The organism is Streptococcus mitis (assembly GCF_009496285.1).
GTDB classification, from domain to species: Bacteria; Bacillota; Bacilli; order Lactobacillales; family Streptococcaceae; genus Streptococcus; species Streptococcus mitis_BP.
Map to the genome: position 1 here is coordinate 39,230 of NZ_WIJK01000011.1, position 20,072 is coordinate 59,301.

The 20,072-nt window shown below is 41.2% G+C and carries 21 protein-coding genes; 16 read left to right on the forward strand and 5 right to left on the reverse strand.

What is annotated here, in order from left to right; genetic code table 11:
- Positions 1-5: 5 nt before the first annotated feature.
- The 4 genes from GEZ89_RS04990 to GEZ89_RS05005 are packed head-to-tail and all read right to left on the reverse strand — an operon-like array spanning position 6 to position 1,672.
- The gene (locus GEZ89_RS04990; protein ID WP_153225185.1) at positions 6-548 is read right to left on the reverse strand and encodes a DUF3278 domain-containing protein; all 543 of its coding nucleotides are present in this window, start codon (positions 546-548) and stop codon (positions 6-8) included.
- A 26-nt stretch (positions 549-574) separates the two neighbouring features.
- Positions 575-910 carry a hypothetical protein gene (locus GEZ89_RS04995; RefSeq protein WP_153225186.1) on the reverse strand — a complete coding sequence of 112 codons (336 nt, stop codon included), beginning with the start codon at positions 908-910 and terminating at the stop codon, positions 575-577.
- Positions 911-920: 10 nt separating this feature from the next.
- The gene (locus GEZ89_RS05000; RefSeq protein ID WP_153225187.1) at positions 921-1,463 is read right to left on the reverse strand and encodes a DUF3278 domain-containing protein; all 543 of its coding nucleotides are present in this window, start codon (positions 1,461-1,463) and stop codon (positions 921-923) included.
- 14 nt (positions 1,464-1,477) lie between these two features.
- The gene (locus GEZ89_RS05005; protein WP_153225188.1) at positions 1,478-1,672 is read right to left on the reverse strand and encodes a helix-turn-helix transcriptional regulator; all 195 of its coding nucleotides are present in this window, start codon (positions 1,670-1,672) and stop codon (positions 1,478-1,480) included.
- Between the two features lie 217 nt (positions 1,673-1,889).
- Here GEZ89_RS05005 and GEZ89_RS05010 point away from each other — a divergent pair, with 217 nt between their 5' ends.
- Positions 1,890-2,723: a metallophosphoesterase family protein gene (locus tag GEZ89_RS05010; protein WP_153225189.1), complete on the forward strand. Its 834-nt coding sequence runs from the start codon at positions 1,890-1,892 to the stop codon at positions 2,721-2,723.
- 63 nt (positions 2,724-2,786) lie between these two features.
- Here GEZ89_RS05010 and GEZ89_RS05015 read toward each other — a convergent pair whose 3' ends face one another.
- The gene (locus GEZ89_RS05015) at positions 2,787-3,620 is read right to left on the reverse strand and encodes an amino acid ABC transporter substrate-binding protein (RefSeq protein WP_322741488.1); all 834 of its coding nucleotides are present in this window, start codon (positions 3,618-3,620) and stop codon (positions 2,787-2,789) included.
- A gap of 201 nt (positions 3,621-3,821) precedes the next feature.
- On the opposite strand from GEZ89_RS05015, the gene GEZ89_RS05020 reads away from it, so the two are divergent.
- The 15 genes from GEZ89_RS05020 (at position 3,822) to GEZ89_RS05090 (ending at position 20,012) form a co-directional block, all read left to right on the forward strand.
- Positions 3,822-4,427, forward strand: a complete 606-nt coding sequence (locus GEZ89_RS05020) for a nitroreductase family protein (protein ID WP_075229925.1) — start codon at positions 3,822-3,824, stop codon at positions 4,425-4,427.
- 9 nt (positions 4,428-4,436) lie between these two features.
- Positions 4,437-5,837: a dipeptidase PepV gene (gene pepV / locus GEZ89_RS05025; RefSeq protein WP_153225191.1), complete on the forward strand. Its 1,401-nt coding sequence runs from the start codon at positions 4,437-4,439 to the stop codon at positions 5,835-5,837.
- Positions 5,838-5,890: 53 nt separating this feature from the next.
- A complete protein-coding gene (locus tag GEZ89_RS05030) occupies positions 5,891-6,481 on the forward strand; it encodes a uracil-DNA glycosylase family protein (RefSeq protein WP_153225192.1) in 591 nt (196 codons plus the stop codon).
- Entirely contained in the window at positions 6,478-6,759 is a 282-nt protein-coding gene (locus tag GEZ89_RS05035) for a rhodanese-like domain-containing protein (RefSeq protein WP_153225193.1), read from the forward strand. The genes GEZ89_RS05030 and GEZ89_RS05035 overlap by 4 nt, the downstream gene beginning before the upstream one ends.
- A gap of 166 nt (positions 6,760-6,925) precedes the next feature.
- Entirely contained in the window at positions 6,926-8,251 is a 1,326-nt protein-coding gene (gene brnQ, locus GEZ89_RS05040; RefSeq protein ID WP_153225194.1) for a branched-chain amino acid transport system II carrier protein, read from the forward strand.
- Between the two features lie 97 nt (positions 8,252-8,348).
- Complete coding sequence (locus GEZ89_RS05045) at positions 8,349-9,386, forward strand: M42 family metallopeptidase (protein ID WP_153225195.1); 1,038 nt, start codon at positions 8,349-8,351, stop codon at positions 9,384-9,386.
- 1 nt (position 9,387) lies between these two features.
- A complete protein-coding gene (locus GEZ89_RS05050; protein ID WP_153225196.1) occupies positions 9,388-9,849 on the forward strand; it encodes an HIT family protein in 462 nt (153 codons plus the stop codon).
- A gap of 11 nt (positions 9,850-9,860) precedes the next feature.
- Positions 9,861-10,577 carry an LD-carboxypeptidase LdcB/DacB gene (gene ldcB, locus GEZ89_RS05055; protein ID WP_153225197.1) on the forward strand — a complete coding sequence of 239 codons (717 nt, stop codon included), beginning with the start codon at positions 9,861-9,863 and terminating at the stop codon, positions 10,575-10,577.
- A gap of 276 nt (positions 10,578-10,853) precedes the next feature.
- The gene (gene pheS, locus GEZ89_RS05060; protein ID WP_153225198.1) at positions 10,854-11,900 is read left to right on the forward strand and encodes a phenylalanine--tRNA ligase subunit alpha; all 1,047 of its coding nucleotides are present in this window, start codon (positions 10,854-10,856) and stop codon (positions 11,898-11,900) included.
- The gene (locus tag GEZ89_RS05065; protein WP_153225199.1) at positions 11,900-12,409 is read left to right on the forward strand and encodes a GNAT family N-acetyltransferase; all 510 of its coding nucleotides are present in this window, start codon (positions 11,900-11,902) and stop codon (positions 12,407-12,409) included. Before pheS ends, GEZ89_RS05065 begins: the two co-directional genes overlap by 1 nt.
- Before the next feature lie 76 nt (positions 12,410-12,485).
- Positions 12,486-14,891: a phenylalanine--tRNA ligase subunit beta gene (gene pheT, locus GEZ89_RS05070; protein WP_153225200.1), complete on the forward strand. Its 2,406-nt coding sequence runs from the start codon at positions 12,486-12,488 to the stop codon at positions 14,889-14,891.
- A gap of 234 nt (positions 14,892-15,125) precedes the next feature.
- On the forward strand, positions 15,126-16,019 hold the full coding sequence (locus GEZ89_RS05075) for an ABC transporter ATP-binding protein (protein WP_153225201.1): 894 nt from the start codon (positions 15,126-15,128) through the stop codon (positions 16,017-16,019).
- Positions 16,016-17,215: an ABC transporter permease gene (locus GEZ89_RS05080; protein WP_153225202.1), complete on the forward strand. Its 1,200-nt coding sequence runs from the start codon at positions 16,016-16,018 to the stop codon at positions 17,213-17,215. Before GEZ89_RS05075 ends, GEZ89_RS05080 begins: the two co-directional genes overlap by 4 nt.
- A 292-nt stretch (positions 17,216-17,507) precedes the next feature.
- The gene (rpoE, locus tag GEZ89_RS05085) at positions 17,508-18,083 is read left to right on the forward strand and encodes a DNA-directed RNA polymerase subunit delta (protein ID WP_322741485.1); all 576 of its coding nucleotides are present in this window, start codon (positions 17,508-17,510) and stop codon (positions 18,081-18,083) included.
- A 321-nt stretch (positions 18,084-18,404) separates the two neighbouring features.
- Positions 18,405-20,012 carry a CTP synthase gene (locus tag GEZ89_RS05090; protein WP_153225204.1) on the forward strand — a complete coding sequence of 536 codons (1,608 nt, stop codon included), beginning with the start codon at positions 18,405-18,407 and terminating at the stop codon, positions 20,010-20,012.
- Positions 20,013-20,072: the final 60 nt, after the last annotated feature.

The window sequence follows — 20,072 nt, forward strand, 5'->3', positions numbered from 1 at the left end:
TCCTCCTAATCGTCGTCTTGATCTTCTCTAGCTTTTTGAATACGAAGAGTGATGACAATATGCACTGTTAATCCGAAAAAGAAGGCTGCAACGATGGTTGACAAGATGCTTCTTGTATTCAAAAGAGCGGTAAGATAGCTTTTGCTATCATCCATTAGGATATTGAGAAGTGGCATTCCAATGAACATGGCTATTCCATAGACCAGACCAGCTTTAAGGCCAGGATTACGTAACTGTTTCTTTTCCTTCTGGCTCAACATATCAGGATCGATAGCAGCAATACCAGTTTTTTTAGTTTGAGTAGTGACATAGAAAGCACAAACCAAGGAAACCAGAAAAATAATGATTGGATATCCGAAAGCGACCATTTGGGGATATTTATAAGCAAGGACAAAGGGGATGAAATTGCCTAGAGTCATGAGGTAAAAGAGAATCATAAAGACTTTATTCCCGATGTGGTCAGCTTCGCGTCGTTTGTGTTCATCAAGTGGTCCTGAAATGCCATAGATACGTTTGATTAGTTTTTCATAGAGGGGTTCTTTTTTCATGGGTGATTTCTCCTAAATGAACGATGTTATTTTGTTTCTTTTACGAATTGATAGAGATAATAAAGATAAGTGATAGAAGAAAGGATAGCGATAGTTAGCAGTATATAATATTTCCAATTGCTTGAGATGAGCGTCAGTTGTGGTAAGGATAGAAAGGATAGAATCATAAAGAATAGTGCTAAGTTGAGTATGCGCGTTTTTTGAGAATCTATCTTTAGGTAAGTCAATCCTTTGTTGAGTGCTGGAACAAAGACTGGAAGGAGGACTATATCGTAGATTGGCAAGTTCCCTGAAAAGATGATGAAGATGAGCAGTGAAGCAAACAAAAGATGATAGGTAAGTAAAGTTACTAGTGATTTCATAGGGCACCTCCTAATCCTTATCCTGCTCTTTTTTAGCTCTTGCAATGCGACGGGAGATGAGGAACTGTATGCTCGCTCCGAAGAAGATAGAACCGAAAATGCTTGCTAAACCATTTCTTATAGTGAGAAGAGAATGGAAATAGTCCTGACCTTCACCAGTAAGTATATGGAGAAGAGGGGTTATAAAAAATATCCATAGGCCAAAGAATAAACCAGCTTTAAGACCAGGGTAGTGTAGTTGCTTACTTTCTTTCTCATTCAACATATCTGGTTCAATAGTTGTAATCCCTGTTTTTTGCATTTGGTAGGTGACGTAGCCGGCAGAGATGAGGGCAATTACTAAAATCAGAGGAGGATAGACTAGAGCCACTAGTTGAGGATATTTATAGGCTAGAACGAGTGGAATAACATTGCCGAAAATCATCAGATAAAAGAGAATTATAAAGACTTTATTTCCGATGCGGTCAGCTTCGCGCCGTTTGTATTCGTCCAGTGGATCAGAAATACCGTAAGTGCGTTTGATGAGCTTTTCAGTGAAAGTTTCTTTTTTCATTTTTCTTCTCCTTTTTAACAATCATCCTCCCAAAAGAGACTGTTGAGGTCAGTTTGGAGGCTTCGGGCGAGATTGAGACAGAGTTCCAAGGTTGGATTGTACTTGTCGTTTTCAATCATGTTGATGGTTTGCCTCGAGACGCCGATATCCTTGGCAAGTTCGAGTTGGGACATGCCCAGTTCCTTGCGAAATTCTTTTACACGATTCATGCTTCCTCCTTTTTAGATTGTGTCACATATATTTGACTATAGTATATTCTTTTGAAAATAAAATGTCAACTATTTTTGACATATTTTTAAAAGAAAGTTGATGAGAATATTTCCATTATAAAATCTTCTAGCTATTTTATGCTATAATGAAGAAAAGTAAAAAATATAAGAGTGGATTGAATAAACCGAAAGCTATCCACTAAAGAAAGAGCAGAAAATGAACCATAAGATTGCAATTTTATCAGACATACATGGCAACATGACGGCCTTAGCTGGAGTACTTGAGGACGCTAAAAATTTGGGAGCGACTGAATATTGGCTTTTGGGAGATATTTTTCTTCCTGGGCCGGGAGCAAATGACTTGGTGGCTCTTTTGAAAGGCCTACCCATTACAGCATCCGTTCGAGGAAACTGGGATGATTGTGTTTTAGAGGCTTTAGATGGGCAATATGGTTTAGAGGATCCTCAAGAAATTCAGCTTCTCAGGATGACTCAGTATCTGATGGAGCGCCTAAACCCAGAGCATATTGATTGGTTGAGGAATCTACCTATGGTAGCCAAGAAAGAAGTTGAAGGCTTGCGTTTTTCTCTTTCTCATAATTTACCTGAGAAAAATTACGGTGGTGATTTGCTGGTCGAAAATGGTACAGAAAAATTTGACCAGCTACTTGATGAAGCTACAGATGTAGCCGTCTATGGACATGTCCATAAACAGCTTTTGCGTTATGGTAGTCAAGGTCAACAAATCATCAATCCAGGTTCGATTGGTATGCCTTATTTTGACTGGAATGGGCTGAAAAATCACCGAGCTCAGTATGCCTTACTTGAAGTTGAAAATGGTGAATTAGTCAATATTCAATTTCGAAAAATTGCCTATGACTATGAAGCAGAACTAGAATCAGCCAAGGCCAAAGGACTTCCTTTTATCGAAATGTATGAAGAATTGCGGCGAGAGGACAATTACCAAGGACATAATAGAGATTTGTTAGCTAGTCTAATTGAAAAGCATGACTATGTAGAGGATGTCAAGAATTATTTTGATTTTTTGTAAGAGTTGCTTTAATTAACAGATACTAAATAAACGATTGGACGAGCCAATCGTTTTTAATATATCTTACTGTAATTGAGATTGATCTGGTAGGTAAGAACTACCGAGATAAGTTTTGCTGAGTTTTTCAAGGGTTCCATCTTGGTAGAGTTCTTTGAGAACCTTGTCAAATTGTTCTTTAAATTCTTTTTGGTCGCTTGAGAAGATGATGTAGTTGTTTGGATTGTCATTGCTTTCCAAGTCGACTAGGTTCAAGTCTAAACCTCGGTCTTGGATAATTTTTTGAACAGAGATTTTATCAAAGATTAGGAAATCAAATTCACCGTTGGCGAGGTCAGTCAGACGCTTAGCCACATCTTCGCCAGAATATTGGATGGTAGCAGGAGTGTCGGAGTGATTTTGATTCCAGTCCGTAACAACCTTGGCGGTAGAAGTTCCAGTGTCATCCTGGGTTGTTTTACCAGCGATATCTTGAAGAGAGGTAAGAGCCTTGTCTTTTCTGCTCACGAGAACCAAAGGATTTTTAGCGATGGGGAGTGAATAGAGGTATTTGTCTGCCCTTTCTTTGGTGTAGCTTAAGTTGTTGGCAGCAGCTTGGTAACGGCCAGCATCCACTCCAGGAAAGATACTTTCCCAAGCTGTTTTTTGAAATTCAATCTTGTATTGATCCAGTTTTTCATCGACTGCTTTGAAAACCTCAACATCATGTCCGGTCAAATTACCATCTTTTTCAAAATCAAAAGGAGGGATGTCTCCAGCAGTTGCTACGACAATGGTTTTAGGGCTAGTAGTAGAAGTTGAAGCACTTTCCTGTTTAGATTGTCCACAGGCCACCAACAAGGGACTAATGGCTAATAATAAGAATAATTTTTCATAAGAGTCTCCTTTACTTAATGGTATCTAGCTTACCAGACAATCAATCAGATATCCAATATATATTTTTTATGGAGATGATAGAGAAACATTATAATTTTAAAATGGAGCCTAGAACTGAAAGTGGAATTTGAAAAAAGATAATTTGTTTCACTAATGAAAAATCTCTGCAAGCTCTTTCAAAATATGGTAAAATGGAAGCAGTAGAATTAGAAAAGGAAATCGATTATGAAATTTCTTGAGTTAAATAAAAAACGTCATGCGACTAAGCATTTTATTGATAAACCAGTTGATCCCAAGGATGTTCGAACAGCTATTGAAATCGCAACCTTGGCACCGAGTGCTCACAACAGTCAACCTTGGAAGTTTGTTGTGGTTCGTGAGAGAAATGCTGAATTAGCAAAATTAGCTTACGGTTCAAACTTTGAGCAAGTAGCATCTGCCCCTGTAACCATTGCCTTGTTTACAGATACTGACCTAGCTAAACGTGCTCGCAAGATTGCCCGTGTTGGTGGAGCAAAGAACTTCTCAGAAGAACAACTTCAGTACTTTATGAAAAATCTTCCAGCAGAGTTTGCGCGTTACAATGAACAACAAATCAGTGACTACCTAGCCCTTAATGCAGGGTTGGTTGCGATGAACTTAGTCCTTGCATTGACTGACCAGGGAATCGGTTCAAACATTATCCTTGGTTTTGATAAATCAAAAACCAATGAAGTCTTGGAAATCGAAGAACGCTTCCGTCCAGAGCTCTTGATTACAGTAGGATACACAGACGAGAAGTTGGAACCAAGTTACCGCTTGCCAGTAGATGAAATTATCGAAAAAAGATAGGAAGAAAAAATGACAGTTATTGATTTTACAGCAGAAGTAGAAAAACGTAAAGAAGACCTCTTGGCTGACTTGTTTAGCCTTTTGGAAATCAACTCAGAACGCGATGACAGTAAGGCAGATGCGCAACATCCTTTTGGACCTGGTCCAGTAAAAGCTTTGGAGAAATTCCTTGAAATCGCAGACCGTGATGGTTACCCAACAAAAAATGTTGATAACTATGCAGGTCATTTCGAGTTTGGTCAAGGGGAAGAAGTTCTCGGAATCTTTGCCCACATGGACGTAGTGCCAGCAGGTAGTGGATGGGACACTGATCCTTATACTCCAACCATCAAGGATGGTCGTCTCTATGCGCGTGGTGCTTCAGATGACAAGGGCCCTACAACGGCTTGTTACTATGGTTTGAAAATCATCAAAGAGCTTGGTCTTCCAACTTCTAAAAAAGTTCGCTTTATTGTCGGAACTGATGAAGAATCAGGTTGGGCAGATATGGACTACTATTTTGAGCATGTAGGACTTGCGAAGCCAGACTTTGGATTCTCTCCAGATGCTGAATTCCCTATTATTAATGGTGAAAAAGGAAATATCACAGAATATCTTCACTTTGCTGGTGAAAACAAGGGTGAAGCTCGTCTTCACAGCTTCACAGGTGGTTTGCGTGAAAACATGGTGCCAGAATCAGCAACGGCAGTTGTTTCAGGGGATTTGGCTGATTTGCAAGCGAAACTAGATGCCTTTGTTGCAGAGCACAAGCTTAGAGGAGACATTCAAGAAGAGAACGGCAAGTACAAGGTTACGATTATCGGTAAATCTGCTCACGGTGCTATGCCTGCTTCAGGTGTCAATGGTGCGACTTATCTTGCCCTCTTCCTCAGCCAGTTTGCTTTTGAAGGACCTGCAAAAGACTTCCTTGACATTGCTGGTAAGATTCTTTTGAATGACCACGAAGGGAAAAACTTGAAAGTGGCTCATGTGGATGAAAAGATGGGTGCCCTTTCTATGAATGCTGGTGTCTTCCGCTTCGACGAATCAAGTGCTGACAATACCATTGCCCTCAACTTCCGTTATCCAAAAGGAACAAGCCCAGAGCAAATCAAGTCAGTTCTTGAAACCTTGCCAGTTGCTTCAGTTAGCCTCTCTGAACATGGTCACACTCCTCACTACGTACCAATGGAAGATCCACTCGTTCAAACCTTATTGAATGTTTATGAAAAACAAACAGGTCTTAAAGGTCACGAACAAGTTATCGGTGGTGGAACATTTGGACGTCTCTTAGAGCGTGGTGTAGCCTACGGTGCTATGTTCCCAGATTCTATCGATACCATGCACCAAGCCAATGAATTTATCGCCTTGGACGATCTTTTCCGTGCTGCAGCAATCTATGCCGAAGCTATCTATGAATTGATCAAATAATGCTATAGAAGTCTGAGATTTAATGCTTAGACTTCTTTTTGGAGGGAAAGCAGATGTCTCAAATCGAAAGAATCAAGCAAGCTATCATGGAAGATCCACAGAATGCCAGCTATACTGAGCAAGGCATCGAGCCACTCTTTGCAGCACCAAAAACAGCTCGTATCAATATCATTGGCCAGGCACCTGGTCTCAAAACCCAGGAAGCAGGACTATACTGGAAGGATAAAAGTGGTGACCGCCTGCGCGAGTGGCTAGGTGTGGATGAAGACACCTTTTACAATTCAGGTTACTTTGCAGTCATGCCCATGGATTTCTACTTTCCAGGTCATGGGAAATCGGGTGACCTACCACCTCGTCCAGGTTTTGCAGAAAAATGGCATCCAGAACTCTTGAAGGAATTACCAGATATTCAATTAACCCTCTTGATTGGTCAGTATGCCCAAGCCTACTATCTACATGAGAAAGTTAGTGGCAAGGTGACAGACCGTGTGCATCGGTTCAAGGATTATTTGCCTGATTATTTCCCTCTGGTACATCCTTCACCCCGTAATCAAATCTGGATGAAAAAAAATCCTTGGTTTGAGGCAGAAGTAGTGCCTGACTTGAAAGATAGAATACAAAAAATTCTCGGAGAAGAAAAATGAAAGAAATTACTTTTAACAATTTTTACCAGCTTTATCAGAAAGAGTCGCTTTCTGTATTGGATGTGAGAGAAGTAGAGGAATTTGAGGCTCTTCATTTAGAAGGTGTTCGTAATTTCCCTCTCAGTCAACTGGCTGATGCTTATGAACAACTAGATAAAACCCAGCCTTACTATGTGATTTGTAAGTCAGGTATCCGTTCAGCACGTGCCTGCCAATTTTTAACAGAACAAGGCTATGAGGTTGTCAATGTCCAAGGTGGCATGGATGCCTTAGAATAAGAAAAATTTCCTTCGAAACCTTTTAAAAATGAGAAAGGACTCGAAGGATTTTTTTGCATTAAAATTCGGAAAATTGAAAACATTTTAGAATTATTTCGTGACAGCCTTTTCTAGCCTTTAATCATGTTATACTAAGAAAGTATTTTATTTTTAATAAGGAGAGTTTATGGCTAAAAAAGGTGCTTTAACAGGATTACTCCTGTTTGGAATATTTTTTGGAGCAGGTAACTTGATTTTCCCTCCAACTCTAGGCGCACAGTCTGGAGAAAACTTTCTCCCTGCCATTGCAGGATTTGTATTTTCGGGTGTTGGGATTGCCGTCCTAACTTTGATTATTGGAACCCTTAATCCGAAGGGTTATATCTATGAAATTTCTAAGAAAATTTCACCATGGTTTGCGACGATTTATCTTGCAGTTTTGTACTTGTCGATTGGCCCATTCTTTGCCATCCCTCGTACAGCAACGACATCGTTTGAAGTGGGTATTAGTCCACTCTTGGATCAAGCAGATAAAGGTTTAGGTTTGATTGTCTTCACCATTCTCTACTTTGTAGCTGCCTACCTAATCTCGTTGAATCCTTCAAAAATCTTGGATCGTATCGGTCGAGTCTTGACTCCAGTTTTTGCCATCTTAATTGTTATTCTGGTTATTCTTGGAGCTTTCAAGTATGGCGGGAACGCACCACAAGCAGCGTCAGGAGCTTATCAAGCATCAGCCTTTGGTGCAGGTTTCCTTGAAGGATACAATACGCTTGATGCGCTTGCATCGGTTGCCTTCAGTGTTATTGCAGTACAAACCTTGAAACAACTTGGTTTCTCAAGTAAGAAAGAGTACATTTCAACCATTTGGGTTGTTGGAATCGTTGTAGCACTCGGATTTAGTGCTCTCTACATCGGTCTAGGTTTCTTGGGCAATCATTTCCCAGTAACAGAAGAAGCAATGAAGAGTGGAACTCCTGGAGTTTATATCTTGTCTCAAGCGACTCAAGAAATCTTTGGTTCTACTGCTCAGCTTTTCCTTGCGGCTATGGTAACCGTTACTTGCTTTACAACGACTGTAGGGTTGATTGTATCAACTGCCGAGTTCTTTAACGGACGTTTCCCACAAGTCAGCTACAAGGTTTATGCGACAGTCTTTACCTTGATTGGTTTTGCCATTGCAAATCTTGGTTTGAGTGCTATTATTAAGTACTCTGTACCAGTTCTCGTTATTTTGTACCCAATTACGATTGCCATTGTCATGATTGTGATTGTGAACAAGTTTGTTGCTCTTTCAAAACCAGGAATGCAATTAACGGTTGGTATTGTCACAGCCATTGCTATTGCAAGTGTTTTAGGATCTACTTTTAAAGTTGAGGTCCTTGCAAATATCGTGAACGCTCTACCATTTGCGGAGGCTTCTCTGCCATGGTTGGTACCAGCTATTATCGGTATTCTGCTTTCTCTTGTTCTTCCAAATAAACAAGAAAGTGAAGCTTTTGAAATGGAATAATCACTAAAATCACTTTTGTAGCTAAGTCTACAGGAGTGATTTTCTTTTTTTATCCGATGATAAATGTGTTATAATAGGTAGCAAAAGAGGTGAAGAAATGAATCAAACTGTAGAATATATCAAAGAACTAACTGCTATTGCGTCACCAACAGGTTTTACGCGTGAAATTACGAATTATTTAGTTGAGACGCTTGAAAAACTAGGCTATCAACCTATTCGTACTGCTAAAGGTGGAGTGAATGTTACCATTAAAGGTAAAAATAATGAGCAACATCGCTATGTAACTGCCCATGTGGATACCCTGGGAGCTATCGTTCGCGCTGTTAAACCAGATGGTCGTCTCAAAATGGACCGTATCGGTGGTTATCCTTGGAATATGATTGAGGGTGAAAACTGTACGGTCCATGTAGCTAATACAGGGAAAACTATTTCAGGTACGATTTTGATCCACCAAACTTCTTGTCACGTTTACAAAGATGCGGGAACAGCGGAACGTACACAGGACAATATGGAAGTTCGTTTGGATGAAAAAGTGACCAATGAAAAAGAAACACGCGCACTCGGTATCGAGGTTGGTGATTTTATCAGCTTTGACCCACGAACTGTCGTGACTGAGACAGGCTTTATCAAGTCTCGTCATTTGGATGACAAGGTCAGCGCAGCTATTCTCCTTAATCTCCTCAAAGTCTACAAAGAAGAAGGAATTGAACTTCCTGTCACTACGCATTTTGCCTTTTCAGTCTTTGAAGAAGTGGGGCATGGTGCTAACTCAAGCATCCCTAGTCAAGTTGTCGAATATCTAGCTGTGGATATGGGAGCAATGGGAGATGATCAGCAGACAGACGATTACACAGTCTCTATCTGTGTCAAGGATGCTTCAGGTCCTTATCACTATGAATTCCGTCAACACTTGGTTGCCCTTGCAAAAGAGCAAGACATTCCATTCAAACTAGATATCTATCCATTTTATGGTTCTGATGCTTCTGCAGCGATGTCAGCTGGAGCAGAGGTTAAGCACGCTCTTCTAGGAGCAGGTATTGAGTCAAGTCACTCTTATGAGCGTACTCATATCGATTCTGTAGTTGCTACTGAGCGTATGGTGGATGCTTACCTCAATAGTGGATTGGTAGACTAAGATGTGCCTCATCTGTCAACGAATTGAATTGATTAAGGCGGGGGAAAATCCCTATTTTGTAAAAGAACTGGAAACAGGCTATGTTGTTATTGGTGATCATCAGTATTTTGAAGGTTACACTCTGTTTTTAGCCAAGGAACATGTCACAGAATTACATCATCTACCTCCAAGTGTTAAACTTCGTTTTTTAGAGGAAATGAGTCTGGTTCAGGAAGCAGTTTCTAAAGCTTTTTCTGCTGAAAAAATGAATGTAGAGTTATTGGGAAATGGAGATGCACATGCTCACTGGCATATTTTCCCCAGACGAGAGGGTGATATGAAGGGACACGGTCTTAATGGTCGTGGTCCAGTTTGGTGGGTTCCTTGGGAAGAAATGGCAGCAGAAGATTGCCAAGCGCAACCGAAACAATTAGAAAACTTAATCCAAACTTTATCTGTTGAATTGGATAAAGTTATCATATGAAAGGATAAATCATGAAAAAAAGATACCTTATCTTGTCAGGACTACTAGCCCTAACATTGGCGGCTTGTTCGCAAGAAAAACCAGCAACTTCTGACGCAAAAGCTTCTTCAGAGCAAAAGACTGTACAAGAAGGAACCGCGGGAAGTAAGTCTCAGGAAGCGAGCCCAAAAAAGGCAGAAGTGGTCAATAAGGGAGACTACTTTAGCATTCAAGGCAAGTACGATGAAATCATCGTAGCAAATAAACACTATCCATTGTCTAAAGACTATAATCCAGGGGAAAATCCAACAGCCAAGGCTGAGTTGGTCAAACTCATCAAAGCTATGCAAGAGGCAGGATTCCCGATTAGCGATCATTACAGTGGCTTTAGAAGTTATGAGACTCAGACTCAACTTTACCAGGAATACGTTAATCAAGATGGAAAGGCAGAGGCTGACCGCTATTCGGCAAGACCTGGTTATAGTGAACACCAAACTGGTCTGGCTTTTGACCTGATCGGAACAAATGGAGACCTAGTCACTGAAGAAAAGGCAGCCCAATGGCTTTTGGACCATGCAGCAGACTATGGCTTTGTCGTTCGTTATCTAAAAGGTAAGGAAAAGGAAACCGGTTATATGGCTGAAGAATGGCACCTTCGCTATGTTGGCAAAGAAGCCAAAGAAATTGCAGCTAGTGGTCTCAGTTTAGAAGAGTACTATGGATTTGAAGGTGGAGACTATGTTGATTAGTCGCAAAACATCTTGCAAGATTACTTAAATTTTGATAAAATGAATAATAATTAAATAGAAATCTGCAAGACTAGTAACTCAAGGGAAATATATCAGGGAGGAGAGCCGTGACTGCAAGCTCTCTATATGAAAGTTGGGTGAATTCACTTGCGCATGGATTTAGAAATGAAGGTCTGACTTGTCAGATAAAAACGGATGGTACCGCGTGTCAACGCTCCGAGTGGAGTTTTTGGCATGTGGTTTTCTTTTTATCTACGAGAGACTGATGGAGGAATTATGTCAACTATTGAAGAACAATTAAAAGCGCTGCGCGAAGAAACGCTGGCTAGCTTGAAGCAGATTACTGCTGAAAATGAAAAAGAGATGCAAGACTTGCGTGTCTCTGTCCTTGGTAAAAAGGGTTCGCTTACGGAGATTCTTAAAGGAATGAAAGATGTCTCTGCTGAGATGCGTCCAATCATTGGGAAACACGTCAATGAAGCTCGTGATGTCTTGACAGCAGCCTTTGAAGAAACAGCTAAGCTCTTGGAAGAAAAGAAAGTGGAAGCTCAACTAGCAAGTGAGAGCATCGATGTTACACTACCAGGTCGTCTAGTTGCGACTGGTCACCGTCATGTCCTCACACAAACCAGTGAGGAAATCGAAGATATTTTCATTGGGATGGGTTACCAAGTCGTAGATGGTTTTGAAGTGGAGCAAGACTACTATAACTTTGAACGTATGAACCTTCCAAAAGACCACCCAGCTCGTGATATGCAGGATACTTTCTATATCACTGAAGAAATCTTGCTCCGTACCCACACGTCTCCAGTTCAGGCGCGTGCTATGGATGCCCATGATTTTTCTAAAGGTCCTTTGAAAATGATCTCGCCAGGGCGTGTGTTCCGTCGTGATACGGACGATGCGACTCACAGTCACCAGTTCCACCAAATTGAAGGCTTGGTTGTTGGGAAAAATATCTCTATGGCAGACCTTCAAGGAACCCTTCAGTTGATTGTGCAAAAAATGTTCGGTGAAGAGCGTCAGATCCGTCTGCGTCCATCTTACTTCCCATTCACAGAGCCATCTGTTGAGGTGGATGTTTCTTGCTTCAAGTGTGGTGGAGAAGGCTGTAACGTATGTAAGAAAACAGGTTGGATCGAAATTATGGGTGCCGGTATGGTTCATCCACGTGTCCTTGAAATGAGTGGTATCGATGCGACTGTTTACTCTGGATTTGCCTTTGGTCTTGGTCAAGAGCGTGTAGCTATGCTCCGTTATGGAATCAACGATATTCGTGGCTTCTACCAAGGAGATGTCCGCTTCTCAGAACAGTTTAAATAATGATTAGAAAAGTAGAAATGCCAGATGTTGAGGTGTTGGCCAAAATTGCCAAACAAACCTTTCGTGAAACATTTGTTCATGATAATACAGAAGAGCAGTTACAGGAATACTTTGAAGAGGCTTATAGTATGAGAGTTTTGTCAACTGAGTTGGGAAATCCTGACTCCGAAACCTATTTCATTATGCATGAAGAGGAGATAGCTGGTTTTCTCAAAGTCAACTGGGGAAGTGCTCAGACTGAGAGAGAATTAGAGAATGCTTTTGAAATTCAACGTCTCTATGTGCTACAAAAATTCCAAGGATTTGGACTAGGTAAGCAACTGTTTGAATTTGCTCTTGAACTTGCTACAAAAAATAGTTTTTCTTGGGCTTGGCTAGGTGTTTGGGAGCATAATACAAAAGCTCAAGCATTTTATAATCGATATGGTTTTGAAAAATTTAGCCAACATCATTTTATGGTTGGTCAAAAAGTAGATACGGATTGGTTACTGAGAAAGAAATTAAGGTAAGAAGAGGATTCTTCTATTGAAATGATAGGAAAGGAAAAGAACTAGAGTGATAACTGTCATTCTGGAAAACTAAATTATGCTTGTATCTTATAAATGGTTAAAAGAATTGGTGGACATTGATGTGCCATCACAAGAGTTGGCTGAAAAAATGTCAACTACAGGGATCGAGGTAGAAGGTGTTGAATCACCAGCTGCTGGTCTCTCAAAAATTGTCGTCGGAGAAGTCTTGTCTTGCGAAGATGTACCTGAAACACACTTGCATGTTTGCCAAGTCAATGTGGGTGAAGAAGAAGCCCGTCAAATCGTCTGTGGTGCACCAAATGTGCGCGCAGGCATTAAGGTTATGGTGGCTGTTCCAGGTGCTCGTATAGCAGATAACTACAAAATCAAAAAAGGTAAAATCCGTGGTTTAGAGTCACTAGGGATGATCTGTTCACTTGGTGAATTGGGCATTTCTGACTCCGTTGTACCAAAGGAATTTGCAGATGGCATCCAAATTTTTCCAGATGAGGCTGTTCCAGGTGAGGAAGTATTTTCTTATCTAGACTTGGATGATGAAATCATCGAACTTTCCATCACTCCAAACCGTGCAGATGCTCTTTCTATGCGTGGGGTAGCGCACGAAGTAGCAGCTATCTATGACAAGGCAGTCAACTTCAAAGAATTTACTTTAACAGAAACAGACCAAGTTGCAGCGGATGCTCTTTCTGTCAGCATCGACACAGACAAGGCGCCTTACTATGCCGCTCGTATCCTGGACAATGTGACCATCGTACCAAGTCCACAATGGTTGCAAAACCTCCTCATGAACGAAGGCATCCGTCCGATTAATAATGTCGTCGACGTGACCAACTATATCCTGCTTTACTTTGGCCAACCTATGCATGCCTTTGACTTGGATACCTTTGAAGGGACTGACATCCGTGTACGTGAAGCGCGTGCTGGTGAGAAATTAGTGACCTTGGATGGGGAAGAGCGTGAACTTGCAGAAACAGACCTAGTCATCACTGTGGCTGACAAACCAGTAGCCCTTGCAGGTGTCATGGGTGGTCAGGCTACAGAAATCTCTGAAAAATCTAGTCGTGTCGTTCTTGAAGCTGCTGTCTTCAATGGCAAATCTATCCGTAAGACAAGTGGTCGCCTCAACCTTCGTTCAGAATCATCTTCTCGCTTTGAAAAAGGCATCAATGTGGCAACCGTTAATGAAGCCCTTGATGCAGCAGCAAGCATGATTGCGGAATTGGCTGGTGCGACAGTGCGTAAAGGCATCGTTTCAGCGGGTGAGCTTGATACTTCCGATGTAGAAGTTTCTTCAACTCTTGCCGATGTTAACCGTGTCCTTGGTACGGAGCTTTCCTACGCGGATGTAGAGGATGTCTTCCGTCGTCTTGGATTTGGCCTTTCTGGAAATGCAGAAGCCTTCACAGTCAGCGTCCCACGTCGCCGTTGGGATATCACCATCGAAGCGGATCTCTTTGAAGAAATCGCTCGTATCTATGGCTATGACCGCTTGCCAACTAGTCTTCCAAAAGATGACGGTACAGCTGGTGAATTGACTGCGACACAAAAACTTCGCCGTCAAATTCGTACGATTGCTGAAGGAGCAGGTTTGACAGAAATCATCACCTATGCTCTAACAACTCCTGAAAAAGCAGTTGAGTTTACGGCTCAACCAAGTAACCTTACGGAACTCATGTGGCCAATGACTGTGGATCGTTCTGTCCTCCGTCAAAATATGATCTCAGGTATCCTTGATACTGTTGCCTACAACGTGGCTCGTAAGAATAAAAACTTGGCCCTTTACGAGATTGGAAAAGTCTTTGAACAAACAGGAAATCCAAAAGAAGAACTTCCAAATGAGATCAACAGCTTTGCCTTTGCCTTGACAGGCTTGGTTGCTGAAAAAGATTTCCAAACAGCAGCAGTTCCAGTTGATTTCTTCTATGCTAAGGGAATCCTTGAAGCGCTATTTTCTCGCTTGGGACTAGAAGTGACTTATACAGCAACCTCTGAAATTGCTAGTCTTCATCCAGGACGTACAGCCTTGATCTCACTCGGTGACCAAGTCCTTGGTTTCCTCGGTCAAGTACATCCTATTACAGCTAAGGCTTACGACATTCCAGAAACTTATGTAGCAGAGCTCAACCTTTCAGCTATTGAAGCAGCCCTTCAACCAGCTGCTCCATTTGTGGAAATTACTAAATTCCCAGCAGTCAGCCGTGATATCGCTCTTCTCCTCAAAGCAGATGTGACTCACCAAGATGTGGTTGATGCCATCAAATCTGCAGGCGTGAAACGTTTGACAGATATCAAACTCTTTGATGTCTTCTCAGGTGAAAAACTAGGACTTGGTATGAAGTCAATGGCTTATAGCTTGACATTCCAAAATCCAGAAGATAGCTTGACAGACGAACAAGTCGCACGCTACATGGAAAAAATCCAAGCATCACTTGAAGAAAAAGTCAATGCAGAAGTGCGTTAAAGTATCAATCCATCCTTCGGGGTGGATTTTTGCTTTTCAAATAACAATTCAGGATCAAAAATAGACAGTTGAGGAACAGAGAAGATAAATTGGAGTTTACCAGTGTATAATGTACTCATAACTCAAAGTACCCTAAGATTTTTTACTAAAATGAGGATGATAAAATGGACAGAAATTATTGTAAAGGCTATCAAAAAGGAGTATAATGAGTGCAAGACATTTCGGAGGTGAAAGATGCTAGAAGTAAGAAGTCTAGAGAAAAGTTTTGGATCCAAGCAAGTTTTGTTTGGTATTGACTTTCAAGCGCGACCAGGTCGTATTTTGGGGCTAGTCGGGAAAAACGGTGCTGGGAAAACAACGATTTTCCACAGTATTTTGAAGTTTTTAGAATATCAGGGAGAAATCAGTCTAGATGGTCAGGATATTCGTCAAGAGACCTACGCTCGGATTGGCTATCTGCCTGAAGAACGCAGTCTCATGCCTAAATTGACAGTCCTTGAACAAGTTCGTTACTTGGCGACTCTAAAAGGTATGGATGCTAAAGAAATCAAGGAAAAACTCCCTCAATGGATGAAGAGGTTGGAAGTGAAAGGGAAGCTGACAGATAAAATTAAGAGTCTGTCAAAAGGAAATCAGCAGAAGATTCAGCTCATTATTACTCTGATTCATGAGCCAGATTTGATTATCTTGGATGAGCCTTTCAGTGGATTGGACCCAGTCAATACAGAATTACTCAAGCAAGTCATTTTTCAGGAAAAAGAGCGCGGAGCAACCATTATTTTTTCTGACCATGTCATGACCAACGTCGAGGAGCTTTGTGATGATATTCTGATGATTCGAGATGGTCGTGTGGTCTTGCATGGACCGGTTCAGGATGTCCGCAATCAATACGGGAAAACGCGTCTCTTTGTTTCAAGTGAACGAAGCAAGGAAGAATTGGAAAACCTTCCTCATGTCAAACAGGTGAGCTTGACCAAACAAGGCAGTTGGAAATTAATTCTAGATGATGAGAGCGCTGGAAGGGAACTCTTCCCAATCTTGACTCAAGGGCAATATATCGCAACCTTTGACCAGCAAGCGCCAACAATCGATGAAATCTTTAAACTAGAATCAGGGGTGGAAGTATGAGAAATATGTGGGTTGTAATCAAGGAAACCTATCTTCGACATGTCAAATCGTGGAGTTTCTTCTTTATGGTGATTTCACCATTCTTGTTTATCGGTCTCTCTGGAGGAATTGGCTATCTCCAAGGCTCTTCTATGGCTAAAAATGATAAAGTGGCAGTAGTGACAACAGTGCCGTCTGTAGCAGAAGGACTGAAGAATGTAAATGGTGTTAACTTTGACTATAAAGACGAAGCAAGTGCCAAAGAAGCGATTAAAGATGAAAAATTAAAAGGCTATCTGACTATTGATCAAGAAGATAGTATTCTAAAGGCAGTTTATCACGGTGAAACTTCCCTTGAGATTGCTATTAAGCTAGGAGTAACGAGCAAGTTAAATGAGCTTCAAGATCAACTCAATCGTTCGGCAGCCAATTTGTCACAAGAACAGGAAAAACGCTTGGAACAAACAGTTAACTTTACGGAGAAAATTGATGAATCCAAGGAAAATAAAAAAATGATTCAAACCTTTGCGGCCGCAGGGCTTGGTTTCTTCCTTTATATGATTTTGATTACCTATGCTAGTGTCACTGCTCAGGAAGTGGCTAGCGAGAAAGGAACCAAAATTATGGAGGTGGTCTTCTCTAGTATCCGAGCTAGTCATTATTTCTACGCTCGCATGCTGGCTCTGCTTCTTGTGATTTTGACCCATATTGGCATTTACGTCGTGGGTGGACTTGCTGCCATTCTTCTCTTTAAAGATCTACCAATCTTGGCACAATCTGGTATTTTAAACCATATAGGAGAGGCTTTCTCGCTCAACACCTTATTGTTTGTCTTGGTTAGCCTCTTTATGTACGTTGTTTTAGCAGCCTTCCTAGGTTCTATGGTTTCTCGTCCTGAGGATGCAGGAAAAGCCTTGTCGCCTTTGATGATTTTGATTATAGGTGGTTTTTTTGGAGTGACAGCTCTAGGTGCAGCTGGTGACAATCTCATCTTGAAGATTGGTTCATATATTCCCTTTATTTCGACTTTCTTCATGCCATTTAGAGCTATTAATGGCTATGCAGGGGGAGTAGAAGCATGGATTTCACTTGCTATTACAGTGATTTTTGCGGTGGTAGCAACAGGATTTATCGGACGCATGTATGCTAGTCTCGTTCTGCAAACAGATGATTTGGGGATCTGGAAAACCTTTAAACGAGCTTTAAGTTATAAATAAAATCACGGACCTGTGAGTGTATCTCCCAGGTCTTTTATACTCTTCGAAAATCTCTTCAAACCACGTCAGCTTCCATCTGCAACCTCAAAACAGTGTTTTGAGCAGCCTGTGGCTAGCTTCCTAGTTTTCTCTTTGATTTTCATTGAGTATTAATTAGCTGAAATATTTCATATTTATTTCTCCTAAACCTTTGACTATTAGGCAAAATTATCGTACAATAAAGAGTACATGATAAAATGAGATCAGAGTTTATCCACTCTGGCGTTAGTAGTAAAAAATGAGGAGAAACGCTTTGGAATTAGAAGTATTTGCTGGGCAAGAAAAAAGTGAACTATCTATGATTGAGGTGGCTCGTGCCATCTTGGAACGCCGTGGTCGTGATCACGAAATGCATTTTAGTGATTTGGTTAATGAAATCCAAAACTATCTCGGTACCTCTAATAGCGATATTCGTGAAGCTTTGCCTTTGTTCTACACAGAGTTGAACTTTGACGGTAGCTTTATCTCACTTGGAGATAACAAATGGGGGCTTCGTTCATGGTATGGAGTCGATGAAATCGATGAGGAAATCATTGCTCTTGAAGAAAGTGATGATGAAGAAGTAGCACCTAAGGCTAAGAAAAAACGTGTCAACGCCTTTATGGATGGTGATGCAGATGCTATTGATTACAGTGCAGATGATCCAGAAGATGAGGATGCATACGAAGAAGATCCAGCTCTTTCTTATGATGATGAAAATCCAGATGATGAGAAGAATGAAGTGGAAGCCTACGATGCTGAAATCAATGAAATCGCCCCAGATGATCTAGATGAAGAAGTCGATCTTAATGAAGAAGACGACGAAGACTCTGAAGAAGAGGAAGAATAAAAATAAAAAGGCGTTGGAACAGGTATCGGTCGCTCAAGTCTCGATTTCCTAGATCCAGCCTCTTTTTACTTTTTAGTTTGAATGAGTTATGCAAGATGGAATGCCAAGTCAACGATTTGTTCTATTTGACAAATGATTCATTTTGAGGTAATATATTGTTCGGGCACCTCTTTTAGAGGTCGGAGCTCCCTAGTTATTAGGGAGCTATTTTTGTTTTTTCCAGGAAGCTTTTCTTCTTGGGGTGTAGTTATTGATGAAGGTCTTGTTTCCTCAATCCCCTGTTAGTAAACAAGACCTTGAGCATTTTAGAAAGAGGAATCTATGTCTACGAAATATATTTTTGTCACTGGTGGTGTGGTATCGTCTATTGGAAAAGGGATCGTTGCAGCGAGCCTTGGGCGTCTTTTGAAAAACCGTGGTTTGAAGGTGACCATTCAAAAATTTGACCCTTATATCAATATTGACCCAGGAACCATGAGCCCTTACCAGCACGGAGAAGTATTTGTAACAGATGATGGGGCTGAGACAGATTTGGACCTAGGCCACTATGAGCGTTTCATCGATATCAACCTTAATAAATACTCAAACGTGACAACTGGTAAAATCTACAGTGAAGTTCTTCGTAAGGAACGCCGTGGAGAGTATTTGGGTGCAACCGTCCAAGTTATTCCTCATATTACAGATGCTTTGAAAGAAAAAATCAAGCGTGCTGCTCTTACGACAGACTCTGATGTCATTATTACAGAGGTTGGTGGAACAGTCGGGGATATCGAGTCACTTCCATTCTTAGAAGCTCTTCGTCAGATGAAGGCAGATGTGGGTGCAGATAATGTCATGTATATCCATACGACCTTGCTTCCTTACCTCAAGGCAGCTGGTGAAATGAAGACCAAACCAACTCAACACTCTGTCAAAGAATTGCGTGGTCTGGGAATCCAGCCTAATATGTTGGTCATCCGTACTGAAAAGCCAGCTGGACAAGGAATTAAAAATAAACTGGCCCAGTTCTGTGATGTGGCACCAGAAGCAGTTATCGAGTCCTTGGATGTGGATCATCTTTACCAAATCCCACTTAACCTGCAAGCACAAGGTATGGATCAAATCGTTTGTGACCATTTGAAAATTGATGCACCTGCAGCAGATATGGCAGAGTGGTCAGCTATGGTTGACAAGGTTATGAACCTCAAAAAACAAGTCAAGATTGCCCTTGTTGGTAAGTATGTTGAGTTGCAAGATGCCTACATTTCTGTTGTAGAGGCCTTGAAACACTCTGGTTATGCCAATGATGCAGAAGTCAAGATTGATTGGGTCAATGCTAACGATGTGACAGCTGACAATGTGGCAAAACTCCTATCGGACGCTGACGGAATCATCGTGCCAGGTGGTTTTGGTCAACGTGGAACAGAAGGTAAGATTGAAGCGATTCGCTATGCGCGTGAAAATGATGTACCAATGCTGGGAGTCTGCTTGGGTATGCAGTTGACCTGTATCGAGTTTGCCCGTAATGTCTTAGGTCTTGAAGGAGCTAATTCAGCAGAGCTAAATCCTGATACCAAATACCCTATCATCGATATCATGCGTGATCAGATTGATGTTGAGGACATGGGTGGGACCCTTCGTTTGGGACTTTATCCTTCTAAGTTGAAACGTGGTTCTAAGGCAGCGGCAGCTTATCATAACAAAGAGGTGGTGCAACGTCGTCACCGTCACCGTTATGAATTTAACAATGCTTTCCGTGAACAGTTTGAAGGAGCAGGTTTTGTCTTTTCAGGAGTGTCACCAGACAACCGCTTGGTAGAAATTGTGGAAATTCCAGAAAACAAATTCTTTGTAGCTTGTCAGTATCACCCAGAGCTTTCAAGTCGTCCAAACCGCCCAGAAGAACTCTACACTGCCTTTGTCACTGCAGCAGTTGAAAATAGTAAATAGTCATGATTAAACCTTTGAGAGTCATCTTAGAGGTTTTAATTTGTTTTCACTATCATGAAA